25 protein-coding genes are annotated in these 20,430 nt (G+C 34.8%); 6 read left to right on the plus strand and 19 right to left on the minus strand.

All coding sequences use genetic code 11. The features are described from left to right. Positions 1–137 precede the first annotated feature (137 nt). The 3 genes from J7604_RS17975 to J7604_RS17985 form a co-directional block, all read right to left on the minus strand. A complete protein-coding gene (locus J7604_RS17975) occupies positions 138–824 on the minus strand; it encodes a DUF4288 domain-containing protein (protein ID WP_293898589.1) in 687 nt (228 codons plus the stop codon). A gap of 88 nt (positions 825–912) precedes the next feature. Then, positions 913–1,437, minus strand: a complete 525-nt coding sequence (locus J7604_RS17980; protein ID WP_293898593.1) for a DinB family protein — start codon at positions 1,435–1,437, stop codon at positions 913–915. Between the two features lie 74 nt (positions 1,438–1,511). Beyond that, on the minus strand, positions 1,512–2,090 hold the full coding sequence (locus tag J7604_RS17985; RefSeq protein WP_293898596.1) for a Crp/Fnr family transcriptional regulator: 579 nt from the start codon (positions 2,088–2,090) through the stop codon (positions 1,512–1,514). Positions 2,091–2,388: 298 nt separating this feature from the next. Here J7604_RS17985 and J7604_RS17990 point away from each other — a divergent pair, with 298 nt between their 5' ends. From J7604_RS17990 to J7604_RS18010, 5 genes are all read left to right on the plus strand, one after another. Further along, the gene (locus J7604_RS17990) at positions 2,389–2,739 is read left to right on the plus strand and encodes a cytochrome c (protein WP_293898599.1); all 351 of its coding nucleotides are present in this window, start codon (positions 2,389–2,391) and stop codon (positions 2,737–2,739) included. Between the two features lie 307 nt (positions 2,740–3,046). After that, a complete protein-coding gene (locus J7604_RS17995; RefSeq protein WP_293898602.1) occupies positions 3,047–3,424 on the plus strand; it encodes a c-type cytochrome domain-containing protein in 378 nt (125 codons plus the stop codon). 18 nt (positions 3,425–3,442) lie between these two features. Beyond that, the gene (locus J7604_RS18000) at positions 3,443–4,387 is read left to right on the plus strand and encodes a DUF5777 family beta-barrel protein (protein ID WP_293898605.1); all 945 of its coding nucleotides are present in this window, start codon (positions 3,443–3,445) and stop codon (positions 4,385–4,387) included. Then, a complete protein-coding gene (locus tag J7604_RS18005; protein WP_293898608.1) occupies positions 4,381–4,947 on the plus strand; it encodes a YceI family protein in 567 nt (188 codons plus the stop codon). The genes J7604_RS18000 and J7604_RS18005 overlap by 7 nt, the downstream gene beginning before the upstream one ends. A 495-nt stretch (positions 4,948–5,442) precedes the next feature. After that, a complete protein-coding gene (locus tag J7604_RS18010; protein WP_293898611.1) occupies positions 5,443–5,898 on the plus strand; it encodes a DUF2147 domain-containing protein in 456 nt (151 codons plus the stop codon). Between the two features lie 57 nt (positions 5,899–5,955). Here the strand turns inward: J7604_RS18010 and J7604_RS18015 are convergent, their stop codons facing one another. From J7604_RS18015 to J7604_RS18080, 14 genes are all read right to left on the minus strand, one after another. After that, the gene (locus J7604_RS18015) at positions 5,956–6,648 is read right to left on the minus strand and encodes a 3D domain-containing protein (protein ID WP_293898614.1); all 693 of its coding nucleotides are present in this window, start codon (positions 6,646–6,648) and stop codon (positions 5,956–5,958) included. A gap of 125 nt (positions 6,649–6,773) precedes the next feature. Further along, on the minus strand, positions 6,774–7,916 hold the full coding sequence (locus J7604_RS18020; protein WP_293898617.1) for a type II secretion system F family protein: 1,143 nt from the start codon (positions 7,914–7,916) through the stop codon (positions 6,774–6,776). Further along, positions 7,913–8,398: a Tfp pilus assembly protein FimT/FimU gene (locus J7604_RS18025; protein WP_293898620.1), complete on the minus strand. Its 486-nt coding sequence runs from the start codon at positions 8,396–8,398 to the stop codon at positions 7,913–7,915. Before J7604_RS18025 ends, J7604_RS18020 begins: the two co-directional genes overlap by 4 nt. Continuing rightward, positions 8,391–8,747 carry a hypothetical protein gene (locus J7604_RS18030; RefSeq protein WP_293898623.1) on the minus strand — a complete coding sequence of 119 codons (357 nt, stop codon included), beginning with the start codon at positions 8,745–8,747 and terminating at the stop codon, positions 8,391–8,393. Before J7604_RS18030 ends, J7604_RS18025 begins: the two co-directional genes overlap by 8 nt. After that, the gene (locus J7604_RS18035) at positions 8,735–9,982 is read right to left on the minus strand and encodes a hypothetical protein (RefSeq protein WP_293898626.1); all 1,248 of its coding nucleotides are present in this window, start codon (positions 9,980–9,982) and stop codon (positions 8,735–8,737) included. The genes J7604_RS18030 and J7604_RS18035 overlap by 13 nt, the downstream gene beginning before the upstream one ends. A gap of 1 nt (position 9,983) precedes the next feature. Next, positions 9,984–10,808: a hypothetical protein gene (locus J7604_RS18040; protein ID WP_293898629.1), complete on the minus strand. Its 825-nt coding sequence runs from the start codon at positions 10,806–10,808 to the stop codon at positions 9,984–9,986. 6 nt (positions 10,809–10,814) lie between these two features. Further along, positions 10,815–11,318: a hypothetical protein gene (locus tag J7604_RS18045; protein ID WP_293898631.1), complete on the minus strand. Its 504-nt coding sequence runs from the start codon at positions 11,316–11,318 to the stop codon at positions 10,815–10,817. Next, positions 11,318–12,241 carry a hypothetical protein gene (locus J7604_RS18050; protein WP_293898633.1) on the minus strand — a complete coding sequence of 308 codons (924 nt, stop codon included), beginning with the start codon at positions 12,239–12,241 and terminating at the stop codon, positions 11,318–11,320. Before J7604_RS18050 ends, J7604_RS18045 begins: the two co-directional genes overlap by 1 nt. Next, positions 12,228–12,794 carry a hypothetical protein gene (locus J7604_RS18055; protein WP_293898636.1) on the minus strand — a complete coding sequence of 189 codons (567 nt, stop codon included), beginning with the start codon at positions 12,792–12,794 and terminating at the stop codon, positions 12,228–12,230. The genes J7604_RS18050 and J7604_RS18055 overlap by 14 nt, the downstream gene beginning before the upstream one ends. Beyond that, the gene (locus tag J7604_RS18060) at positions 12,781–14,010 is read right to left on the minus strand and encodes a hypothetical protein (protein WP_293898638.1); all 1,230 of its coding nucleotides are present in this window, start codon (positions 14,008–14,010) and stop codon (positions 12,781–12,783) included. The genes J7604_RS18055 and J7604_RS18060 overlap by 14 nt, the downstream gene beginning before the upstream one ends. Positions 14,011–14,013: 3 nt before the next feature. Beyond that, positions 14,014–15,933 carry a secretin and TonB N-terminal domain-containing protein gene (locus tag J7604_RS18065; RefSeq protein ID WP_293898641.1) on the minus strand — a complete coding sequence of 640 codons (1,920 nt, stop codon included), beginning with the start codon at positions 15,931–15,933 and terminating at the stop codon, positions 14,014–14,016. Between the two features lie 35 nt (positions 15,934–15,968). Then, complete coding sequence (locus J7604_RS18070; protein ID WP_293898644.1) at positions 15,969–17,402, minus strand: GspE/PulE family protein; 1,434 nt, start codon at positions 17,400–17,402, stop codon at positions 15,969–15,971. Continuing rightward, positions 17,399–17,911, minus strand: a complete 513-nt coding sequence (locus tag J7604_RS18075; protein WP_293898647.1) for a hypothetical protein — start codon at positions 17,909–17,911, stop codon at positions 17,399–17,401. Before J7604_RS18075 ends, J7604_RS18070 begins: the two co-directional genes overlap by 4 nt. A gap of 4 nt (positions 17,912–17,915) precedes the next feature. Then, positions 17,916–18,335: a prepilin-type N-terminal cleavage/methylation domain-containing protein gene (locus tag J7604_RS18080; protein WP_293898650.1), complete on the minus strand. Its 420-nt coding sequence runs from the start codon at positions 18,333–18,335 to the stop codon at positions 17,916–17,918. A gap of 99 nt (positions 18,336–18,434) precedes the next feature. On the opposite strand from J7604_RS18080, the gene J7604_RS18085 reads away from it, so the two are divergent. Next, positions 18,435–19,139, plus strand: coding sequence for a DUF4476 domain-containing protein (locus J7604_RS18085; protein ID WP_293898653.1), 705 nt, complete (start codon positions 18,435–18,437; stop codon positions 19,137–19,139). Between the two features lie 77 nt (positions 19,140–19,216). Here J7604_RS18085 and J7604_RS18090 read toward each other — a convergent pair whose 3' ends face one another. Next, on the minus strand, positions 19,217–19,552 hold the full coding sequence (locus tag J7604_RS18090; protein ID WP_293898656.1) for a hypothetical protein: 336 nt from the start codon (positions 19,550–19,552) through the stop codon (positions 19,217–19,219). A 29-nt stretch (positions 19,553–19,581) separates the two neighbouring features. Beyond that, positions 19,582–20,133, minus strand: coding sequence for a transposase (locus tag J7604_RS18095; RefSeq protein ID WP_293898659.1), 552 nt, complete (start codon positions 20,131–20,133; stop codon positions 19,582–19,584). Positions 20,134–20,430: the final 297 nt, after the last annotated feature.

The following is a 20,430-nucleotide window of genomic DNA, read 5'->3' on the forward strand; positions in this document are numbered from 1 at the left end:
CCGTGCTAAGTAAGCAATATATGTATTTTTCCGAAATTCTGGTAAAAAGCTTAATGTTCCAGAACTATGACAATAAGGACAAATGGCTAATTATCAACCCTAAAACTTTATTGCAGATATTCTATTTTTCTAAAAAATCAAACCTCACCATTCCAGACTCTATCTTTCGTTAAGCGCCTTCCTTTTAGTTTTGAATATACCTCCACGCCTCCTGGATTATTCAGCTCTTCCGGTGTATTTATATCCGTCACAAAGCAATCATCAAGACTTTCAATACGCCACCGCACAAGTTCTCCGTGAATATTTAAATACGGCTCTACTTTTTTATCCTTAACCTTTTCCATCTTTTTATAAGCATCATCAAAAGATTTTGCTTTAATCAATACCATTCTGTCTTCTATCGTTTGTATCCCTTTCTTCTGTTTTTCAACTTCGATTACTACTGTCATCTTAACACAATAAAAATTAGTAGAAGCTTTTAATACCTTTCTTTTTGCTTTATCAATTTTATTAATAGTAAAATAAGCTATTGATTGAATCTTATTTAATTTGGACAATACCAAAAATGGTATGATTGCTTTTAAACCACTAGGTTTTCCGGGAGAGCCTGTTACTTCATACGAAGTAAATAAATTCAACTTCATAATCTTTTCAATCTTTTGTTTTCTATCCTCAGCAACCTTCGCTTTTCTCTCTTTTGGAGATAAGTTATAAATACTTTTAATATCTATATACTTCGGATGGATTGAAACTTGAACATTCCTCTTTTCATCGGGAAATCTTTTATCGAGAATCCAATCCTCCAGGCCTTTTATTGAACTCATTATTGATCAGAAATTAAAATTCAGATCAAATTTATGTTTTTATCTCTAAAAATTAATTGACACTTAATCATAAAGAAGATAGACCTTTTCACCCATTTCTTTTTAATCCAAAATCAAAGCGTTCATGAACGATTCGTTTCAATATCCCCAATTGTCCGCAGTGCCACATGGCATGTTTTATGTTCCAGTCCAAAGCCTCTAATTTATTTGATGCTATTGGATGCAGAACTGGTGATGGATACAATGCCCCGCTCAAATCATGATCCGATAAAGACTTTATAATTTCCAATGACTTTAACTCAACAAGCATTAGTTGTTTCATTAACTGATCGGGCTTGAATTTGCCCACTGTATTTTCTGGTTTTCCTGTTGTAAAAATCTCGTCATAATCTTTTAAGGGTATTTGACGGATAATATCCATCTGATGTCCTGCAATAACCATCACAGAATGGAAATAAAAGCTCATCAGAAGATGTCCAGCCTGCCAGCTAAAGTTTGATTCAATTACTTCCGGAGTGATATCCCATTTTTCGTACGGTATAGAACCAATAAGTCTGTTAACCCAACTATAAGTTTCTTCCGTTTGCTTCAGCAAAATTTCAACCTGATTCATTTAATTTTGATTTAAGTCCTAAACTAACAATGAACAAATCTAACTGAAGCAGGCTGCTCATTTCTTGATCAAAATCAATAAAGCCCTGTACTTATTTTATTTCTTATTCTGCTGATTGTTTCAGGAGTCACACCAAGGTACGATGCTATTAAATATTGAGGTATTCTTTGCGCAAGATCTTTTCTTTGAGAGACGAGTTGAAGATATCTTTCAGGAGGAGAATCCAGCAAAAGAGATTTAACTCTGTCATGGTTTCTTAAAAATAACCTTTCATTCATTTGCCTTGCCATGTCTCTGATAAATTGATACTCATTACCCAGTTTATCCAGCCCTTGCCTTGTAATCACATGCACAATTGTATCTTCAATACATCTTATCTCCTTCTCAGATGGTTTACAGGTTAGATAGCTATAGTAATTCGTTATAAAGCTATTTTCAAAAGCGAATTCTTCAATAATTTCATTACCATTTTTATTATAAACACACATCATAAGGCCCTTCTCAATAAGCCCTACTTTGTTGCAAATTTCCCCGTCAGCAATAAAAATTTCATTTTTCTTTATTTCCTTTTTAGTAAATTCTGAAAGGAAAATATTTACTTCTTCTTCTGAAAGATTAAACAGTAAGCGAACAGAATCTTTAATATTATTCATGCTTTAAGGGATAATGGAAATATATTTTATAATCCAAAAATACTCATTCAAACAATTACATCATCTTGTTACCCAAATATAAGTACTAAAAAAAATATTGGTTAAAAGTTGAATATTAAAGAATTAAGAATTTAATTTAGGCTTTAATTGTTTAAACATGCAATTAATAGAACTAGCTTTTGTCATACTGTATCGGAGGTATTTTTAAGTTAGAAAGGGTTTTGTGACGATTAAAGCTGCTCCGCGTCCAATTTCAACTTTTAGTACAAATAAAAAATTAATCCAAACCAGTAAACACATGAAAAAACTAGCATTATTATTTTTAATATCAATTTCTTTTTACTCATGTAAAGATGAGAAGAAAGACACCCCTTCGCCGGATAACATCTGCGACACAGCTAATGTAACATATAGCAATGTTATCAAGCCAATCATTTCAAACAACTGTATAGTCTGCCATGGGGCCACTACTCCCATGAACCTCGGTGATGTTGCCACACTGCAGGGATTAGCTGCAAACGGTAAGCTATATAAGGTAATAACCCATGCAGATGGAGTACCTCCAATGCCCAAAAACAATCCAAAGTTATCCGACTGCGATATAGCAAAGGTAAAAGTATGGATTGATGCAGGTGCTCAGAACAATTAATTTTTTCAACTAGAATAGTTTTGTAAGAGCGAATAAATGAAATCCTCGCTCTTAGTTTTAATAAGTCTTATAGAGGAAGAAAATAAAAAAAGAGTTTGATTAAAGTTCCAGGATTCAATCACAAAACTCCTATAATTTATACAGGAATGTTTTTAAATATGAATTCTGGTAACTTTATTTTAAATCAATTTAGTGAAATTACGATAGTTGAAAAACTCTGATCACCTCTGACTCATCAATAGTCATAGTGTGAGCATACTCTTATTTATTTTAGAATCTTGCAAGACACTAAAATCAACTTAGTTTTATGAAACATATTTACCATATCTTATTTGTCCTTCTATTCACATTAATAGTGAATGGGTGTAATTATGACAAGTTTGAAGAGTTATATCCACAGACTCTTAATAATAATCCTTGTGACAGTTCAGTAGCAAGTACATACAACCTTTCTGTCAAATATATTTTATCAAGTAATTGTATCTCCTGTCATAGCAGCGATATTGCTTCCGGAGGTGTAATTCTCGATAACTATGAAGCAGTTCTTGAACAGGCTCAAAAAGGAGCTCTGATGGGAGCTGTCCTTCATAAAGGAGGATACCAGCCAATGCCTCCAGGCTCTTCAATCCCTCAATGTCAGATCGAAAAATTGCAAAAATGGATTGATGCAAAAGAGCCACAATAATTAATTAATAAAGTGATTATGAAAAAACTTGTATTTGTAATATTAATATTGAATATCTCATTGAAGCTTTGGGCCCAGGAAGATTTATTGAACAGTCTTGAAAACGAACAGCCCCAAACCAAACAATTAATCTTCGCATCTTTCAAAGGGACAAGATTAATCAATTTGCATACAATTGAGACATTAGGAAAAGGGTCTCTGGATTTTAGAATATCACACAGATTCTCCGATTTCAGTACTGGAGCTTCCAATTTCTGGGGACTAGATGGACCTGCAACTATTCGACTAGGATTAGATTATTCAATCACAGATAGGTTCACTATAGGTATAGGAAGATCTTCTTATGGAAAACTAGTAGATGGTTTTCTAAAATATCGAATACTTAGACAAACCATGGATAATAATATGCCTATTAGCCTAACTGGATTGGTGACGATGAATATCTCAGCAGATAAAGATCTTAATAAAATAGTTACGGGGGTAGATAAGTATAAAAAATTCAGCTCAAGGATTGCTTATATGTACCAACTTATGGTCGCAAGGAAATTCAATGAGAAACTTACATTACAATTATCACCAACATTCATTCATTACAATATGGTAATAAGCAATAGTGATAAGAATGATATGGCAGCATTGGGGGTATTAGGAAGATACAAATTCACAAGAAGTATTTCCCTGACCGGTGAATACATTTTCAGGCTTACTAAATATACCCAAAATCAATCCGATATTTACCATAACAGTGGAAGTGTAGGATTGGATCTTGAAACCGGAGGACACGTTTTCCAGATATTTGTCACAAATTCTTTTGCAATTAATGAAGTACAATTAATTCCATACACCACCAGCAAATGGGATAAAGGGCAAATAAGATTGGGATTCAATGTTTCAAGAGTATTTGGATTGAGCAAGAGTGCAAAAAGACAAAAAGACAAAATTAAAACTGAGAAAAAATGGTAAAAAATTTAATCTTTATTCTTCTGGTATCTTGTTCCATACTGGTAAGGATAGAAGTACAGGCACAGACCCAAAATAAGATTTATAAAACTTCCAATGGAAATATCAGTTTTTATTCGGAAACTCCGATTGAAAATATTGATGCTCATTCTACCGCCATGTCGTCGGCCATAAATCCAGTAAACAGGAATGCCGCAGCACTTGTAATGATCAATAGCTTTAAATTTAAGAATGCTCTTATGCAAGAGCATTTCAATGAGAAATACATGGAAAGCGATAAATATCCTAAAGCAACATTTTCAGGAATAATTAATGAAAATGTGGACTTGATGAAACCAGGAAATTACAATGTCACTGTAACCGGAAAGCTTACCATTCATGGAGTAGAACAGAATAGAATTATAAATGCTACCATTACAGTAAACGAATCACTTCAGCTTCATTTGAAAGCTGATTTCAATGTTAAGCTTGTAGATCATAAAATTGAAATTCCTGAAATAGTTTTTCATAAAATTGCAGAAATAATAGCTGTGAAAATTGATGCCGATTATTCTCTGAAGTAAGTCTATTGCCCCCTCTAATCGTCTATTGAGATTTAAGAGTTTGAAATAAATAAAATGCATACCGCATAAAAAAGAGGCTGCCTTTTAAAAGACAGCCTCTTTAATTAGTGAAATCTGCAAAGAGTTATTGAAACTTGTATAAAATAATTTGAACTGAAAATACTGTATCATACGGAACTATGTCCGTCTACCATAATCGATACGGATGAAGGAGTTTTTGCAACAACTATAATGATCAATGTCTGTATCGCTAATTCCTTGTAGGAATACCGTAATCTATCTTTTGGCCCCTGTCCGTTATCTTGAATCCTACCGTATGTTTTAACACTGATTAATAACAACTTATATTTAAAAAAATATCTTTATAAGAAACGAGACTCCATAAATTATTTTAAATTAACGCAAAAATTACAAACAAAGCTTTGATTAGATTTCGCATCAAAAAATGGCTAATTCTATAAAATGAGTTTAGTATAACCAAAAATTAAAAACCAAATGTCAATAAGAACTACCTTATCAAAAGCTGTTGCGACTTCAACAATGGGCGTATTCCTTCTCATGCTTACAAGTATGATTAATCCTACAGATGATATTATAGGTACATGGATTGAAGCAAAGGATGATAATAAAATGGAAATTTTTAAATCAGGAAATGAATATCAGGCCAAGTTACTCTTCAGCAAAGCAGCACTTGAAGCTGATGGTAAAACATTTAAAAAAGATATTAAAAATAATGATCCGAAACTACGCAGCAGAAGCTTAGAAGGAATTGTATATATTACAAAACTGAGATTCAATAAAGGCGCTTATGTAGATGGAAAAATGTACGATTTTACCAGTGGAAATTTTTATGATTGCAAAATAACTGTCTCTGGAAATAAACTTAATCTAAGAGGATTTATGGGGTTTGAATTTCTTGGAAAAACAATTGAATTCAATAGAGTGAAGTAGATGTAAACTATTCATCTGCTTCACATACACTAAATATTTTATTTTCGTTTCCTTTTCTTATTTATGCAGGTTAACATACTTTACAATTAGATTTTTATCTGTTACTAAATATGCTTCAAAAGTCTCGTCCTGATTAGATTTAACAAAAGCAAAAGGATTTTCTGTTGAAGAACCGAGAAAAACATCAATATGATTTCCCTTGATTTTACTACCTACATCTCCTGCAAAAAAATACCCTTCATGTTCAACTAACCTCCCATCCGCATCAATAAACTTAACACCTTTTGCTTTTGGAATGTAAATAACAGAACCAATAGGGACTATTGCAGTATCGACAGCAATTGTTATAAAGGGCACTAAATTATAGTTCTTACATCCCTTTCCAAATCCACTACTTAATTCCCAAAGCACTTTACCAGAATTTAGATAATCCTCATAGTTCTTATATTTAAAACATTGCCTGCAATCATATTGCATTTTTTTAGAGCGGCCAGCATAATTGAATACATAAGTTCTATTTTCCTTCTTGATAAAAACTGTACCCTCAATAGCCGCATTGCACCAATCACATGAATCTAATTTAAATCCTGTCTTTTTTTCTTTCTTATCCAAGAGATCAATGCCATCCTCATCATGCATTAAAGTTGGTATATAGTAATAAGTTGCCCAAAGACTAATCTTCTTCGAATCTGATTGTCCGAAAAGTGAAATGGTTGAAAAGAGAACACAAATTGATAAGTAAATCCTCATATTAAAATTCAGTAAATGATAGAATTTAAATTATCCAAAATTAAAGAATAATCATTTTTGGAATAAACAAGATTTGGATCTAGCCAACCACTTGATATTTCTATAAATAAATTAATGCCTTTCTCTTAAAAACTTGTACTCAATTGGAATAAAGGCAAATACATAGCGATAAGAATAAAACCAACAATCAAGCCAAGGAATATGATCATAAAAGGTTCAATCATACTGCTGATCATAGAGGTTTGATGTTCGACTTCTTCATTGTATTGAAATGCTATTTTTTCAAAAAAATTATCCAGTTGATTAACCTCTTCTCCAACTTTTATTAAAGAAGTCATTCTTTTAGGATAAATGGAGAATGCTGACATACTTTTATTGAGGGACATTCCATGAAGTATATCTTTCTCTATTTGAGTGAGTGATTCTTCCAGAGGATAAAAGCCGATCATCTGTTTTACAAGATTAATAGACCTCAGAATAGGAATCTTCGCTCCGATCAATAATGTCATGGAATTGCAAAATCTGGCAAGATATACTTTCCTTACAATTTCACCAGCAAGAGGTAATTTCAATAGGATTTTACTGCCATACTTCCTGAACCAGATTTGTTCACGTTGAGAATAAACAAAAACAACAATGGATATAATGAAAAGGAAAAACAGGTAAAAATACTTTCTGAAAAAAGCGGATGCATTCACGATCATTTTGGTGATGGCTGGAAGGTCTCCTCCAAAGCGTTTGAACACATCAGCAAACATTGGAACTATGAAATTCATCATAAAAAACACTGCAGCTAATGACGTAAAAAGAACAATAGAAGGATATGTTAAAGCACCCACAATCTGACGTCTTTGCTTTATTTTTTTATTATAGTAAGTTCCTAGTTCTTTTAATACTACTGGTAGTTTGCCGCTTTCTTCTCCTATTTGTAAACTAAAAAACTCGTAAGCAGAAAACATCCCTGTATCTCTGATAGCACCAGAGAGCGTATTTCCAGAGATTACCGAGTCTTTAATTCTTTCAAATAAAATCCTATCCTTCTCTTTTGCCTGTTCTACACTTATGAGTTCAAGTGTTGTTTTGATATCAACTCCTGCCGACAGAAGAATCCCAAGTTCATGATAAAAAGCTTCCTTTTTTTTATCATTCAACTTCGTTCCAAACAAACTAAAATCCTTATTGAGTAAATCTATGATTCCCTGTAAAGGACTTTTTCCTTCTGCTTTAACCTGAGTTTTCTTAACCTTATTTATGTCTATACCATTCATTGGTCTTCTCTTATTTCTTTTTCAACAAGTATATCCGCACCATATTCTTTCTTGTATAAAAAAGAAAGCGATTCTTCCTCTATAATTCCAGTAAATTCTACTTTGTCAATTAATGCCCCTGGAACAAATTCTTCTTCATTCATAAAGTAAAATTTAGGCTCCACTATTTTCAGTTTAAATGTATCGGTAAGATTACTTTTTCTAAGGATATAAGATTCTTCAAATTCGTAATCTATGCTCTTATCCAGATACTGACAGCTATACCCTTCAGTGTTTCTGATAACTCTTATGGAATTGGTAAAGTCTTTCATCATAAATTTGTCCAGCAATACAAGTTCATAATTTCTATGACTCCTTGACTTATATTGCCCGAATTGTCCATTGATAATCCTGAATGAAGAATAGGCAATACTGATGGTCACACTTGTAATAAGCATGGTCACAATCATCTCCACGATAGTATATGCCTTAAATTTATTCATCTACCAATATCAAATTGTTTCCTTCCGCCAAAAGCTTCTCCTCTTTTGAGTATACTTGTATTTCCAATTGTAATAGAGAAGTACTATTCTGATATTTTCCCACTTTCTTACGCACGATCAACTCCCCTTCCTTGATATCTTCATCAAAATAAGACTTTGAACGGACAGTCTCCTCCGCAATCCGTGAAAGAAGCATTTCTGCTTTAACATTCTGAAGATTTATACCTGATCTGAGAATGTTATGATAGATCATCATTCCCACTCCAAAGGTGATTACCATGACAACCATAGCAACAACCACTTCGATCAGTGAAGAGGCCTTAATCTTTAATCTGGTCAATTCAGCCATTTTATCAGTCGTTTTTTCTTTTCAGAAGATAGTAGGCCTGATCCAATAAAGTGAGGTGATAGCTTTGTGGCATCTATGGTGGTATTCAATAGATAATTTTCGTATAATGAAGAAGGTGTTTTTAACCTGAATTTGTTACAGAATACGCTTCCATAGACTTTACCCTGAATATCTGCAAATCCATCCGAGTATACTTGACCATGCATAAAAGCACCTTTCTCTATTGATACAAGTGTTTGCTTCAAATCAAATACAGACTGACTGGAAAAAATGATTCCATTGATCTTACTCCCTTTGGAGACTTTGATAAATGGCTGCATAACTTTAAAATCCTTTTTGAATACCCCTATTACAGATGGATAATTCAATTCAACATTTTCGCCCAACACAACTGAATCCACAGCAAAAATCTGAAGTTTCCCTTTAAAGCCAGATTCTATTTCAACTGCTCTTGCTGCTATTATAACATCTTCAAGATTCGCATCTCTGTCAATCTTGAGAATAGTATCACTTGTAATTAGAATATTACCATAAAGATTTTTGATACTAAGATGAGTCTTTTGCCTTAGCAAGATTGTCTTTTCAGTAAAAGATCGCCTGACCGTGTCAACATCAAGCTCTGCTAGCTGTTCAAAACCTTCAAGGGTTATTTTATTTTCCAGAAGTGCTAATAGTTTTTCTTTAATATCCTTTTTCAATTCGGGTAAACTACTCATACTCTTTTTTATCTCTCCCTGAATAAGCTTATCTCCCATAAATGACTGGCCTTCTATATAATCTCTCCTCACTCCTGATTCTGGCAGATAACATGTTCCCTTGATGACTGCATTACCGCAAAGAGAAAGCGGCCTGTTTAAATCGGCCATATATATTGCAGACTTTGTTTCAGCATCTGGCTTATAACCATACTCAAGTACCTTGATCACTTGCTGATTTCCTGAGAAAGCTTTTACTACTGCCAGGTCAAAGATTCCCCAGTTCATTCTTTTAAGAGCAACTGAATCACTTTCTTTACCATATAGATCTAAAACTTTTTCTTCATTTAAAGCCAGATCCCCTTCTTCTGCCAGAAGATAATTAATACCAGACTGAGCGTTTGATAAAAGCTTTTTATACAAACGGGTCTGATAATGAACAGTTGAATAATGATAGGATACTAAAATGAGAGAACTGCTGATAAGGGCTACCAGCAGTGAAATTACAAGGACTATAAATAATGCATTTGCCCTAACCATCTTAGGTTTGTTTATTTTCTGGGCCAGCAGGCACTATTTTCTTCATCTTCCGGATCTTTACCTTCTCCTCTTTCTTCTTTTCTTTTTTCTTTGAGGAGTTCTCAGAAGTTTCACTTTCGCGAGCCTTCTTAGTTTTTTCTTTTTTCCCCTTTTGGGAATCAGGGTTTTCTACACCTGGAAGAGGAAGCGGTTTTTCCTTCTGATTTTCACTTGCTGCAGGTGATCCTGGTACAGTGGTTTGTTTCTTTTTATACTTATGCCAAAGTTTTAATCTGAAACCTTTTCTTTCTTTTTCCTTTTTAACTTTTAATTCACCTCTTTTATACTTCTCAATTTCAACTTCACCTGATTCCTTATAGATGTATCTCTTTCCATTAAATAAATTGTCTTTATAAGTCCCTTTCTGAGTCAACTTTCCCTTCTCATCAAAAACAAGAAATTCACCATGAAGCTTTCCTTTCTTCCAATGATAAATCTCCTTTAACTCTCCATTCAAATGCCAGCTCTTCCAGACTCCTGTCTTACGACCATATTCAAACATGCCCTTTTCACGAAGGTTTTTATTCATATAAAAATCGCTGAATAGTCCATGCAAAAGCTTGCCTTCAAAGCCTCCTCGCGTTCTTTTAATATCGTTGGCACTATACCAGTAATAGAAATACTCATCGCTTACTCTGATCAGGGGTTTTCCTTCTGTTACTTCTGCATAAACCACATGATCCAGAAAATTCACAATTACTCGGTTTGGTATATGCAGATTAAACTTCTTTTGGCCCGCAACAAAAAGAGGGCTAATCAAAAAGACTATAAAAATCAGCTTCTTCATTAAAAATCAATTTCTCTTTATAAATTTTTCTTTACCACTATATAATACCTTCACTGAATCTTTCAGATTCTTAATCAACTTCACATCATCTCTGACATTTCCCTCTTCCATAAGGTATTCATTTCCTCTGATCAACATCAGAGATACATTTTTATTGCTACCAGGATTTTTAATCAATCCGATATAGGAGATAACACTCCAGTCTATCATCACTTCAGGTTCCTTTGGTTTGGGAGTTGTCTTTGGTTTATTTCTGAAAGTATTCACAGAGCCTGTAAATACCACAGGTCTCACAGAGGCTTGAATGTTTCCAAGAAATGGATCCCTGTATTTAGCTATTAACTCAAAGGTATCTTTCACCTCATAATTACGTTCTTTACGAACTACTGATCTTGAAACCTCAGCAACTCCAGAATCGGAAAACAATGACTTGTATATCCGCATAAATATAAGTCCCCATACCAGAACAACTCCTCCAAGGAGGATATATGTCATCTTTTTACCTTTCATTATTTGATTTTAAATGTCCAGGTATCGCTAGCTGGTCCTTTTGTATTAGCTGAGTTAACAGCATATACACTCCATTGAACATTCTGGCCTGAAGCTCCTGAATAGCTATAACTATTGGTGGTGGTTGAGGACACAACACTTGCATTAGAACCTACTTTTATTGTGACATAATATGTATAACCACTGCCAAGGCTAGCCCATTGCAATGTGCCAGACGTTTCCTTGTCTACAGCATTGTTTGAAGGAACTGATAATACAATTTTAGGGGGGGTAGTATTGTCCCAAAAAATATTATAAACTGTCGACCAATCTGTTGTATCTTTTCCATTTAAGGCTCTTACTTTCCAATAATATGTTTTATTAGTAACAGGAAGAGTCATAGGATAGCTTACAGCTTGGGTAAACTCATTTTTTACCAGACTATTAAATCTTCCGTTAGTATCAATTTGGATTTGATATGTTTTTGCACCTAAAAGTTTATTCCAGGTGAAGATTATTGAACTTGAGTTTTGGGAAGTACCATTTGCAGGAGAAGTTAGATTTACTATTTGTAAAGCCAGTTCGGTAGTATCAATCTTAAATTTATTGCCGAAATATTTTGTCTTATAAGCGCCATTCATAGCTCTTACTTTCCATTCAAAATTACCTGGACCCAAATAATAAGGAAATCTATTTGTCTTAACAATTGTATCCAGAATCATCTTCTGTGGAGCAGAAAAATCTGGAGATACAACCTGTAAATGATAGCTTGTGGCAAAATCAATCTGACTCCACCAGAAGGTCTGAGTATAATTTAATGAGTCCTTACCACTGGGTGTATAAATCGTTATTTCTTTATCTTCAATATCTTTTTCGAAGATCTCCGTACAAGCCGCAAGTGACATTATACACAGGGCTATTGCTAAAAATTTAAACCTTCTCATCTTCTTTTTTTAATTTATCCGTTTTTATTCTGAGTGTCTGAAGATATATCGTTAGTACCAAAACCTTCTTCTTTCTTTTGTTATCAAATACTGCATCAAAACTGCTGGACGAAACCCTTCCTACAGCTTCTTTTTGTTCTAATAAATGTACAAGCTTCAACAAATTCACAAAGTTACCTTCAATCTTCAGTTCTGTAGTTCCCACAACAAATTCCTTTTCTTCATAGTATTCTTCATTGGGAAATTCTTTCAGCAACAAGCTATTCTTCTGACAGAAATTGGAAACTACTTCAAGCAAATGTTCCTGATCTTTTAGTGAATCTGCAAAATATGAAGATAGCTTTTCCTTCAATGCATTCGACTTCACTTCCATCAATCGTCTTTTCTCTGGAGCTTCTTGTGCTATGATTAGCTTCTTTTTAAGATTACTGTTTGTAAAATACAGATTGACTGTTTTACTGAATGCCAGTAAATACGCAAATAGCAGAAACACTAGCCCCCCGACTATCAGGTATTTATTCTTTGTTCTATATGACAGACTATTCCAGTTCACCTTTAATCTCGATTTGAACTATAAAATTTCCAGATCCTGTCTTGGGATCAAAAGTATAATCTTCTACATGTACATCCTGAACCCAATCCTGTTCTTTTACTATCTTGATCCAGGAGTTCAATTCAGTTGGTTTGGCACAAAAGCCATCTACTCTTAACCTTCCATTATCAAATATATCTTTCCGCTGACTTCTGCTCTCTTTTTCATTGAATGGATTTTTAGCCATTTTAGTCAATGTAATTGAAGCTGGTAATAAGGCTGCTATCTGATCTGAATAATATGAAGCCTTTGCAGGTGCCAGCCATCCAGCCTGATTTAGAAAAACCTCTTTTTGGTGAAGGTCCTTTTCCTCTCCTTCTAAATTTGCCGAAATATCATTAAGTCTCCCCAGCTTTAAGGTTAACAATTGATTTTCCTGATTATAACTGGTCAGCAGATAAGTATTAATCAACAAGGCTGTAAGAAAAACGGCCAACAAGGAAAACCCTATAAGCTTAAATCTTTTTTTCTGCTCAAACTCTCCTTTTTGCCAATCAACCTCTTCTACATCTACGCACACTCTTTCGCTTTCAATTATACCTAAAAAAGCAGATGAATAGGCAATAAGCAGATTACCAGGAATAGATTCATTACCGGCCTTCACATGCGCATTATCATTGTTCTCCCTGATTTTATAATTATCTACTAATCCTTTTATAAAATACAGTTCATGGATTCCAAATGACAATTCAGTAAGCTCAACAGACAATAACTGATAAAGGTCTGCAACTGAAAATGGGCCTAGCGTAAGGCTGGTAACAAAGTATCCAGTTTCTTTAAATCTGATCAGTAATTGATCAATAATTTCCTTTCTTGTTAAAGAAATGTAAACCTGATTATTGAATGCTTTTGCCTTTTGAAGATAATAATCTGTAAACTTTGAATTTGGAAAGATCTGACTAAATGCATGCGCGTCGTCTGTATATTCGTCTTTGATCTTTTTATGCAAGATCCCTCTTCCTGTGACACTCAATATCAAAGGCATATTTTCAAGAGATAGATTCTTCAGACTCTCGAAATCAACAATACCCTCTTCTTTATGCTCAATCTGGACAAGGTTTTCTTTAACAGAAAGAATTACGCAATTAAAAGTGGTTTTCCCTTCTGCGGAGAAAACAACTTCTATTCCTGCAACCTTCTTTTGTCCGAATACCTTTTGTCTCAGTTTCTCAATCATAGATTAATAGATAATAGTTGGTTTGATAAATACAACTGAGACTGTTTTATTCTTTGATTTTGTCCTGCTACTGAATAACCATTTAATAACCGGAATCCTTGATAGTAAAGGCACTCCAGAACCTCCTTCAGTACTTTCCGTTCTTTCAAGTCCTCCTAATACTACCATTTCTTCATTTCTGACACGCACAATCGATTTAAACTGACTGGTAGAAGATGGTGGCGGACCACTTACCGGAGAGTCCGTAAAGTCTGTAATGCTCACATCAATATTCAAGGTTACCTGGTCGTCACCTGAAACTATCGGCTTGATATTGACAGAAAGATTTGCCTGAACTGCATTGTATTGTTCCGTTACAACTGTCTGCGGTGTCAAACTACCAACCACATTTTGCGTTTTCAAAGCATAATATCTTGTACTACCTATGCTCAGATTTGCATCGTGACCATTAAGTGTGGAAAGCTTAGGAGTCGATCTTACATTTACATTATTATTCGTCTCAAGTGCACTGAGGCCGACATAAAACTGAGGAGTAACTCTTCCTATATTAAACACATTGTTAGTTCCAAGCCATCCTAGAAAATCATTTATAGATTTTGACCCGAATTTAAAATCTAAACCAGGAAATATGCTTCCGCCTGTTTTAACAGAGTCTGCAACTCCAGCGCTGATACCGGTCTTTAATGTCCTTCCTTTTCTCACATCCATGAGGATAACCTCGATCATAACCATTGGAACAACTCTATCCAACTGACGAACGAATGCCTCTATTTCCATTATCTGAGGCAGACTTCCTGAAAGAAGTATACTGTTGAGTTCTTTGAATTCTTTGATCTCTACTCCCTTTTTCAACTCAGCAGGTATAATATCCTGCACGGCATCAAGAGATCTGTATTGAAACTGGACAACCTTATTAGCTCTCAACCCCTCTAGCTTTCGCTCTCCTATCATATAGATCTTGTTATCTATCTTATAGGTATAATCTGTTCCCTGAAGAAGCCGTCCGAGGAAGTCGTCGAATTTTACATTATTTACTCTGGTTGTGGTATTTCCTTTAATATCAGAAAACAAAAAGTAGTTATTTCCTATTTCCTCTGAAACTGCTTTGATAACATCTGTTATTGGAGCATTAACAGCATCAAGATTAATTGTCTTTCTTCCAAGAGAATCTTCATTTACTTCTACAAAGAGGCTTGAATTATTGCCACTTCCCTGAGTACCTGTATTGGTCTTATTATTCTGTGGTCTTTGATAGGTGTTCTTTTTCTTATTTTTCGGATCATTAGTAACTAAAAGATCTTCACCTTCTTCAATGGATTTGATCACATAAAAATCATCATCTGTCTTTACTACCTTCAAACTATTGGCATAAGCCATTTTCTGAATAGCATTTTCGAATGGCATGTCTTCGATATAAACATTAATGATCTTCCCATTAAGTCCTGAAGATAGAATGACATTTTTTTTGGTTGATTGAGTAATTTTCTTAACGACCTTTTCCAGTGTATCATTTTTAAGATCAAGACTGAGAAGGTTGTTATAGGTATTATACTTCACCAGAATCTCTTTGGGAGGAGCAGCTGCCTGAATCACAGGAGGTGGATTATACTTTTTGAAAGACATAATAGAGCCTACAAACTGAATATCCAGCTCATATTCCTTTGCTATAAACAGCAGTATATTATATACTTTTTCGTTGGTGAAATTATTATAGATCCTGATATTCAATACAGGATCCACACTTATATTAAGGTTATGCGATTCTGCTATCCCTCTAAGGAATTCCTGAATAGAAGCTCCGGATACAGAGAAGTCTACTGTTTCACTCAGGCCCGGACTAACAGATGAAAGATCACGCAGTCTTTGCTCCAGCTCATCATACCTGCTTTGCTGTGCCCATACGCTTCCTGAAAATAGTAACAAAAAGCAGCAAACGTATAATATCTTGTTTTTCACTTTTAAAAATTGACTAATAATGGATAAATTTCTTCTAATGATGTAACACCCTCTTCAAAAAGCTCAAAAGCGTTTTCGGATAATGTCTTTATTTTTCTTTCTTTTAATTCTGCCGAAATATCAAAAATTCCCCCTTTAATTTTTTCGGCCAACTCATAATCTATAGGAATCACTTCATATACAGCTTTACGCCCCCTGAAGCCCGTATAGAAACAATTATCACACCCCTTTGGCACAAAGTGTCTCCTAACACTCCTATATGCTTTGAAATGTCTTGGATACAAATCAGAATCAAATGCTACTTCTTGCTTGCAATTGCATAGTGTTCGTACAAGCCTTTGAGCAACTGTAGTATTCAGTGTATTCGCAACCAGGAACGAAGGTATCCCCATATCTATTAGACGGGAGACCGTTCCCCATGCAGAATTGGTGTGTATCGTAGACAACACCAGGTGACCTGTAAGGGAAGCCCTAATCGCCATAGAAGCAGTATCCGGATCCCTAATCTCTCCTACCATGATCACATCCGGGTCTTGTCTCAGAAAGGTTCTTAAAGCACTTCCGAAGTTCAATCCTATACTTTCTTTAAGCTGAACCTGATTAATCCCCTCTAAAGTGTATTCTATAGGATCTTCAATAGTTACGATGTTTCTTGTTTCCTTATTCAATAGCTTCAGAGTCGCATACAATGTAGTAGTCTTTCCACTACCTGTAGGTCCACTTATCAGCAGCATTCCATGAGGTCTCTTTGCTCCTTCAAGGTAGTTCTTCAGATCGTATTCAGAAAAGCCAAGGCGGGCTATGTCAATATTTGTAGCATCATTGCTGAGAAGCCTTAGTACGACCTTCTCTCCATGCAATGTTGGTAATACAGAAACCCTGATATCGAATTTATTCCCTTTATGATTAAAGAAGATACGTCCATCCTGAGGCAACCTCTTTTCCGCAATATCAAGATTAGACATGATCTTAATTTTATTGATCATGGAAGGATAATCATTCTTTTCCAGAATGTATCTTTCTACCAACATACCATCGATACGAATACGGACACGGCAGCGCTCATCATATATCTCTATGTGAATATCACTGCTTTTAAGATTCTTTGCTTCTGCAATAAGATTGGATAGAAAATCCTCTGAAGTGCCTGTATAAGCCTGACTTTTCTTGCGGGTATCACCGGTTTCCCTCAGATAATATTTGCTCAATGACTTCTGAATAAGGTCCGAAGAGATCTTTTCCAGCAGGATGGTTTTGCCTAACAATACCTCCAGTTCTTCTGCAACCATTGGATCATAGGCCTCCTCATCTATAAAAAAGCTGACCTTCTGCCCCTCTTCTTTCATGGGAAGAATGCGGTAATGCCACGCCTGATCAGGGGTGAGTATCTGCAATTGATCTGCTCTTAAAGATGATATAAGTTCATTATGGCTCATATGAACAAATAATTCAAAATATATTGATCGTCAAACTTTATCACGTAGATATCTGTAAGCAATAACCCGCTTAATAAAAGTGCCTGCAGTCCTGCCAGTGGAATCGTTTTCTGATAGTTTTTTATAACCTTCACCAACATTGCCACAACAACTATCAGGAAAAGACTTATAAGATAAAACATCACATAAAGCACTGGGGTAAATAGTGGGGTGATTACAAATAAAAACAATACATCACCTATACCCAGATATTCCTTTGTAATATTTACCCATTCACGATTTTTCAGTGAAAAGTATAATGACACCATTACCAATTGCACCAAAAGGAATAGTGAATTAATACCTATATTTTCAACTAAACTTTCTACACCGGCTGACTTTATTCTATAAAGAAAAACCAAGACAAATAGCAACGGAAAAAAATACCAGCTAACAGCTCTTTCCCTAAGGTCCTGCCAAAAAATAAGTACCAGCACTACCAATATAGCGAAAATCAGCAGGAAGTCCATAAAATTAATCCTGCACTACTTCTCTTAAATTTTTATCCTGGTCGATTTCCCATACATTAAAAACTCCGTCTCCATCAAAGTCAACAACGGCAGTAGCTTTGATAACAAAGGTTGTAGGAGATGATTCCGCAACTTCAATTCTGTAATTAGCCTGGCCATTCTCTGATTCCGTAACCAGTTTCTCCTGAATAAATCCTATTGCAGGCAGATCTCCGGAATACTTGGATTTTTCATAAAAGTATGTTTTCTCCAGCGTGTGAGCATGTTCCAGCTGAATTTTAGCTTCTGTGCTTTTAGCCTTGGTAATCAACGGTAACAAGTTAGGCAAAGCCAGTAAAACCAGTATACCGACAATAACTAGTACCACAAGAACCTCTGTCAGAGTGAAAGCCGCTGCTTTCGCGTTCAATAAATGTTTTTTCATAAACTGTATCTGAAAAATGGGAATCTAAATTACTTAATTTTAAATAGACTTTATGACTAAGGCAAGAAATTTGCGTTTAATGGAGTAAATTTAGGGTATATGTTAAAAATTTATTCAATTTTCTTATTACTGATTGTATGTTTTCAGGCAAAATCTACGCCTAATGACTCTGAAATATACTTCAGATTGCATAATGGAAATTCTTTTACCATTTCTGTGGACGACAAACAATATTCAACCCCATGTAATAATTTCCGCATGAGTAATGTTTTTCCCGGAAGTCACTATCTTCAAGTCAATAAAATAGCGCCGCTTGATCCTTTGGTTCCTATTAGTCACACCGGATTTATTGAAATTCCACCTTCATCCAGGGTTTATTTGCTTCTGGACCCTAATAATCAGATCCGAATTTCAAATATAGCCCCTATTTACAGCTCTAATCCTGGTTTTAATAACGGTTATACCTATCCACCTGGCACTTCATTTTATTCAGAATCTGTTAATTTTCAACTAATAGCTCCTGAAGAATTTGATATGATAAAAAAAGACTTTAAAGAGATCGGTTCTGATTTTACTCGGCTTTCTGCAGCCAAGCATCTTATTTATACCAATAGACTGACCTCTGAACAAGTGGGCGATTTAATGCTTCTATTTTCCTTTGATAAAGACCGCCTCAGCCTGGCAAAATACGCCTATGTATTTACCTCTGATCCCAGAAATTATAATCAGGTAGCTAAAAATTTCATTTTCAACGGATCGGCTCAGGAGCTGTGGTATTATCTGGGGAATAATTATAGGTATTAGGATTAAGTTGTATTTGATCACAAAATAGGCTGACGCCCTTTTGTAAAGCATGCCCCACTAAACTCTCTTCTTTTACATTACCTCAAAAACTCTATATCAACTAATCCCTTTCGTCCACAATAATCTCTCGCTGAACTAAACAAATAATCTTCCGGATTCTCCACTATCATGTCCTCTACAGGATTATTATGAATGTAATCTAATTTTTGATTCATAAATGAAAGAGTTTCTATTCCTTTGGCTTTACTCCCGTCTTTCCAAACTTTGTAATTCTTTATCCTTTTCAGATACTCTCCAGCTCTTTCAAACATTTCAAGTAGCCACCCTCTTCTACTTTCTCCTATTACGTTAATCTCTGAAATAATCTTTTTACTTGTAAACTTGGCTGGCGCGCTTTTGTAAAGCGTGCCCAACTGCACTAAGATGTTAACCCTATCACTCTTTATCTTAAAAATTCAATAGTCACTAACCCCTTCTGACCACAATAATCTCTTGCTGAACTAAACAAATAATCTTCAGGATTCTCCACTATCATATCTTCTACAGGATTATTATGAATGTAATCTAATTTCTCATTCATAAATGAAACAGTTTCTATTCCTTTGGCCTTGTTTCCATCTTTCCAAACTTTGTAATTCTTTATCCTTTTTAAATATTCTCCAGCTTTTTCAAACATTTCAAGCAGCCATCCTCTCCTACTTTCTCCTATTACTTTAATCTCCGATATAATTTTCTTGCTTGTAAACTTTTTAAAGTCTCGCATTATATCTGATAATTCAAACTCTCCCTTTGCAGATATAATCATGTGAATATGACTGGGCATTATAACCCATGCATATACTATTAACCCTTTTTTCTCAATACAAAAGTTCAATGAATTTACAATTAATAGACGTAACTCTTTGCGGGTAAATAAATCTATCCATTCTACTATTGTGAGGGTAACAAAATAGATGCCTTGCTGGTGATTCTTAAATCCATAGTTGTCTGACATAGCTGGTTTTTGTCTCAAAATAAACAAAATAGCCAGTTCATTACAAACTGGCTATTTAAAATCTTATCTCTGACTCGCGCATTATAAATGCGAATGTGCTTTATGCAACATGCATCTAAACTATCTAAACAGTTCCTCTATCACAGATTTCACGCGATACAATCGCGCGATAGCTCACGAGGAGGACAAATGCGGGACAGCTGGGTGTAACAAAATAGATTCCTTGCTGGTGATTCTTAAATCCATATTTGTCTGACATAGCTGGTTTTTGTATCAAAATAAACAAAATAGCCAGCT

The organism is Sporocytophaga sp., assembly GCF_017745095.1.
In the GTDB taxonomy this organism is placed as follows: domain Bacteria; phylum Bacteroidota; class Bacteroidia; order Cytophagales; family Cytophagaceae; genus Sporocytophaga.

Bases quoted from the DNA above. Each gene is read 5' to 3' on its own strand.
- J7604_RS18015 (WP_293898614.1), bottom strand. From the start codon at position 6,648: ATGAGGATTTACTTATCAATTTGTGTTCTCTTTTCAACCATTTCACTT.
- J7604_RS18040 (WP_293898629.1), bottom strand. From the start codon at position 10,808: ATGAAGAAGCTGATTTTTATAGTCTTTTTGATTAGCCCTCTTTTTGTT.
- J7604_RS18035 (WP_293898626.1), bottom strand. From the start codon at position 9,982: ATGGTTAGGGCAAATGCATTATTTATAGTCCTTGTAATTTCACTGCTG.
- J7604_RS18030 (WP_293898623.1), bottom strand. From the start codon at position 8,747: ATGGCTGAATTGACCAGATTAAAGATTAAGGCCTCTTCACTGATCGAA.
- J7604_RS18005 (WP_293898608.1), top strand. From the start codon at position 4,381: ATGGTAAAAAATTTAATCTTTATTCTTCTGGTATCTTGTTCCATACTG.
- J7604_RS18045 (WP_293898631.1), bottom strand. From the start codon at position 11,318: ATGAAAGGTAAAAAGATGACATATATCCTCCTTGGAGGAGTTGTTCTG.
- J7604_RS17980 (WP_293898593.1), bottom strand. From the start codon at position 1,437: ATGAATCAGGTTGAAATTTTGCTGAAGCAAACGGAAGAAACTTATAGT.
- J7604_RS18025 (WP_293898620.1), bottom strand. From the start codon at position 8,398: ATGAATAAATTTAAGGCATATACTATCGTGGAGATGATTGTGACCATG.
- J7604_RS18060 (WP_293898638.1), bottom strand. From the start codon at position 14,010: ATGATTGAGAAACTGAGACAAAAGGTATTCGGACAAAAGAAGGTTGCA.
- J7604_RS18095 (WP_293898659.1), bottom strand. From the start codon at position 20,133: ATGTCAGACAACTATGGATTTAAGAATCACCAGCAAGGCATCTATTTT.
- J7604_RS18080 (WP_293898650.1), bottom strand. From the start codon at position 18,335: ATGAAAAAACATTTATTGAACGCGAAAGCAGCGGCTTTCACTCTGACA.
- J7604_RS17975 (WP_293898589.1), bottom strand. From the start codon at position 824: ATGAGTTCAATAAAAGGCCTGGAGGATTGGATTCTCGATAAAAGATTT.
- J7604_RS17985 (WP_293898596.1), bottom strand. From the start codon at position 2,090: ATGAATAATATTAAAGATTCTGTTCGCTTACTGTTTAATCTTTCAGAA.
- J7604_RS18050 (WP_293898633.1), bottom strand. From the start codon at position 12,241: ATGAGAAGGTTTAAATTTTTAGCAATAGCCCTGTGTATAATGTCACTT.
- J7604_RS18020 (WP_293898617.1), bottom strand. From the start codon at position 7,916: ATGAATGGTATAGACATAAATAAGGTTAAGAAAACTCAGGTTAAAGCA.
- J7604_RS18070 (WP_293898644.1), bottom strand. From the start codon at position 17,402: ATGAGCCATAATGAACTTATATCATCTTTAAGAGCAGATCAATTGCAG.
- J7604_RS17990 (WP_293898599.1), top strand. From the start codon at position 2,389: ATGAAAAAACTAGCATTATTATTTTTAATATCAATTTCTTTTTACTCA.
- J7604_RS18075 (WP_293898647.1), bottom strand. From the start codon at position 17,911: ATGGACTTCCTGCTGATTTTCGCTATATTGGTAGTGCTGGTACTTATT.
- J7604_RS17995 (WP_293898602.1), top strand. From the start codon at position 3,047: ATGAAACATATTTACCATATCTTATTTGTCCTTCTATTCACATTAATA.
- J7604_RS18010 (WP_293898611.1), top strand. From the start codon at position 5,443: ATGTCAATAAGAACTACCTTATCAAAAGCTGTTGCGACTTCAACAATG.
- J7604_RS18000 (WP_293898605.1), top strand. From the start codon at position 3,443: ATGAAAAAACTTGTATTTGTAATATTAATATTGAATATCTCATTGAAG.
- J7604_RS18085 (WP_293898653.1), top strand. From the start codon at position 18,435: ATGTTAAAAATTTATTCAATTTTCTTATTACTGATTGTATGTTTTCAG.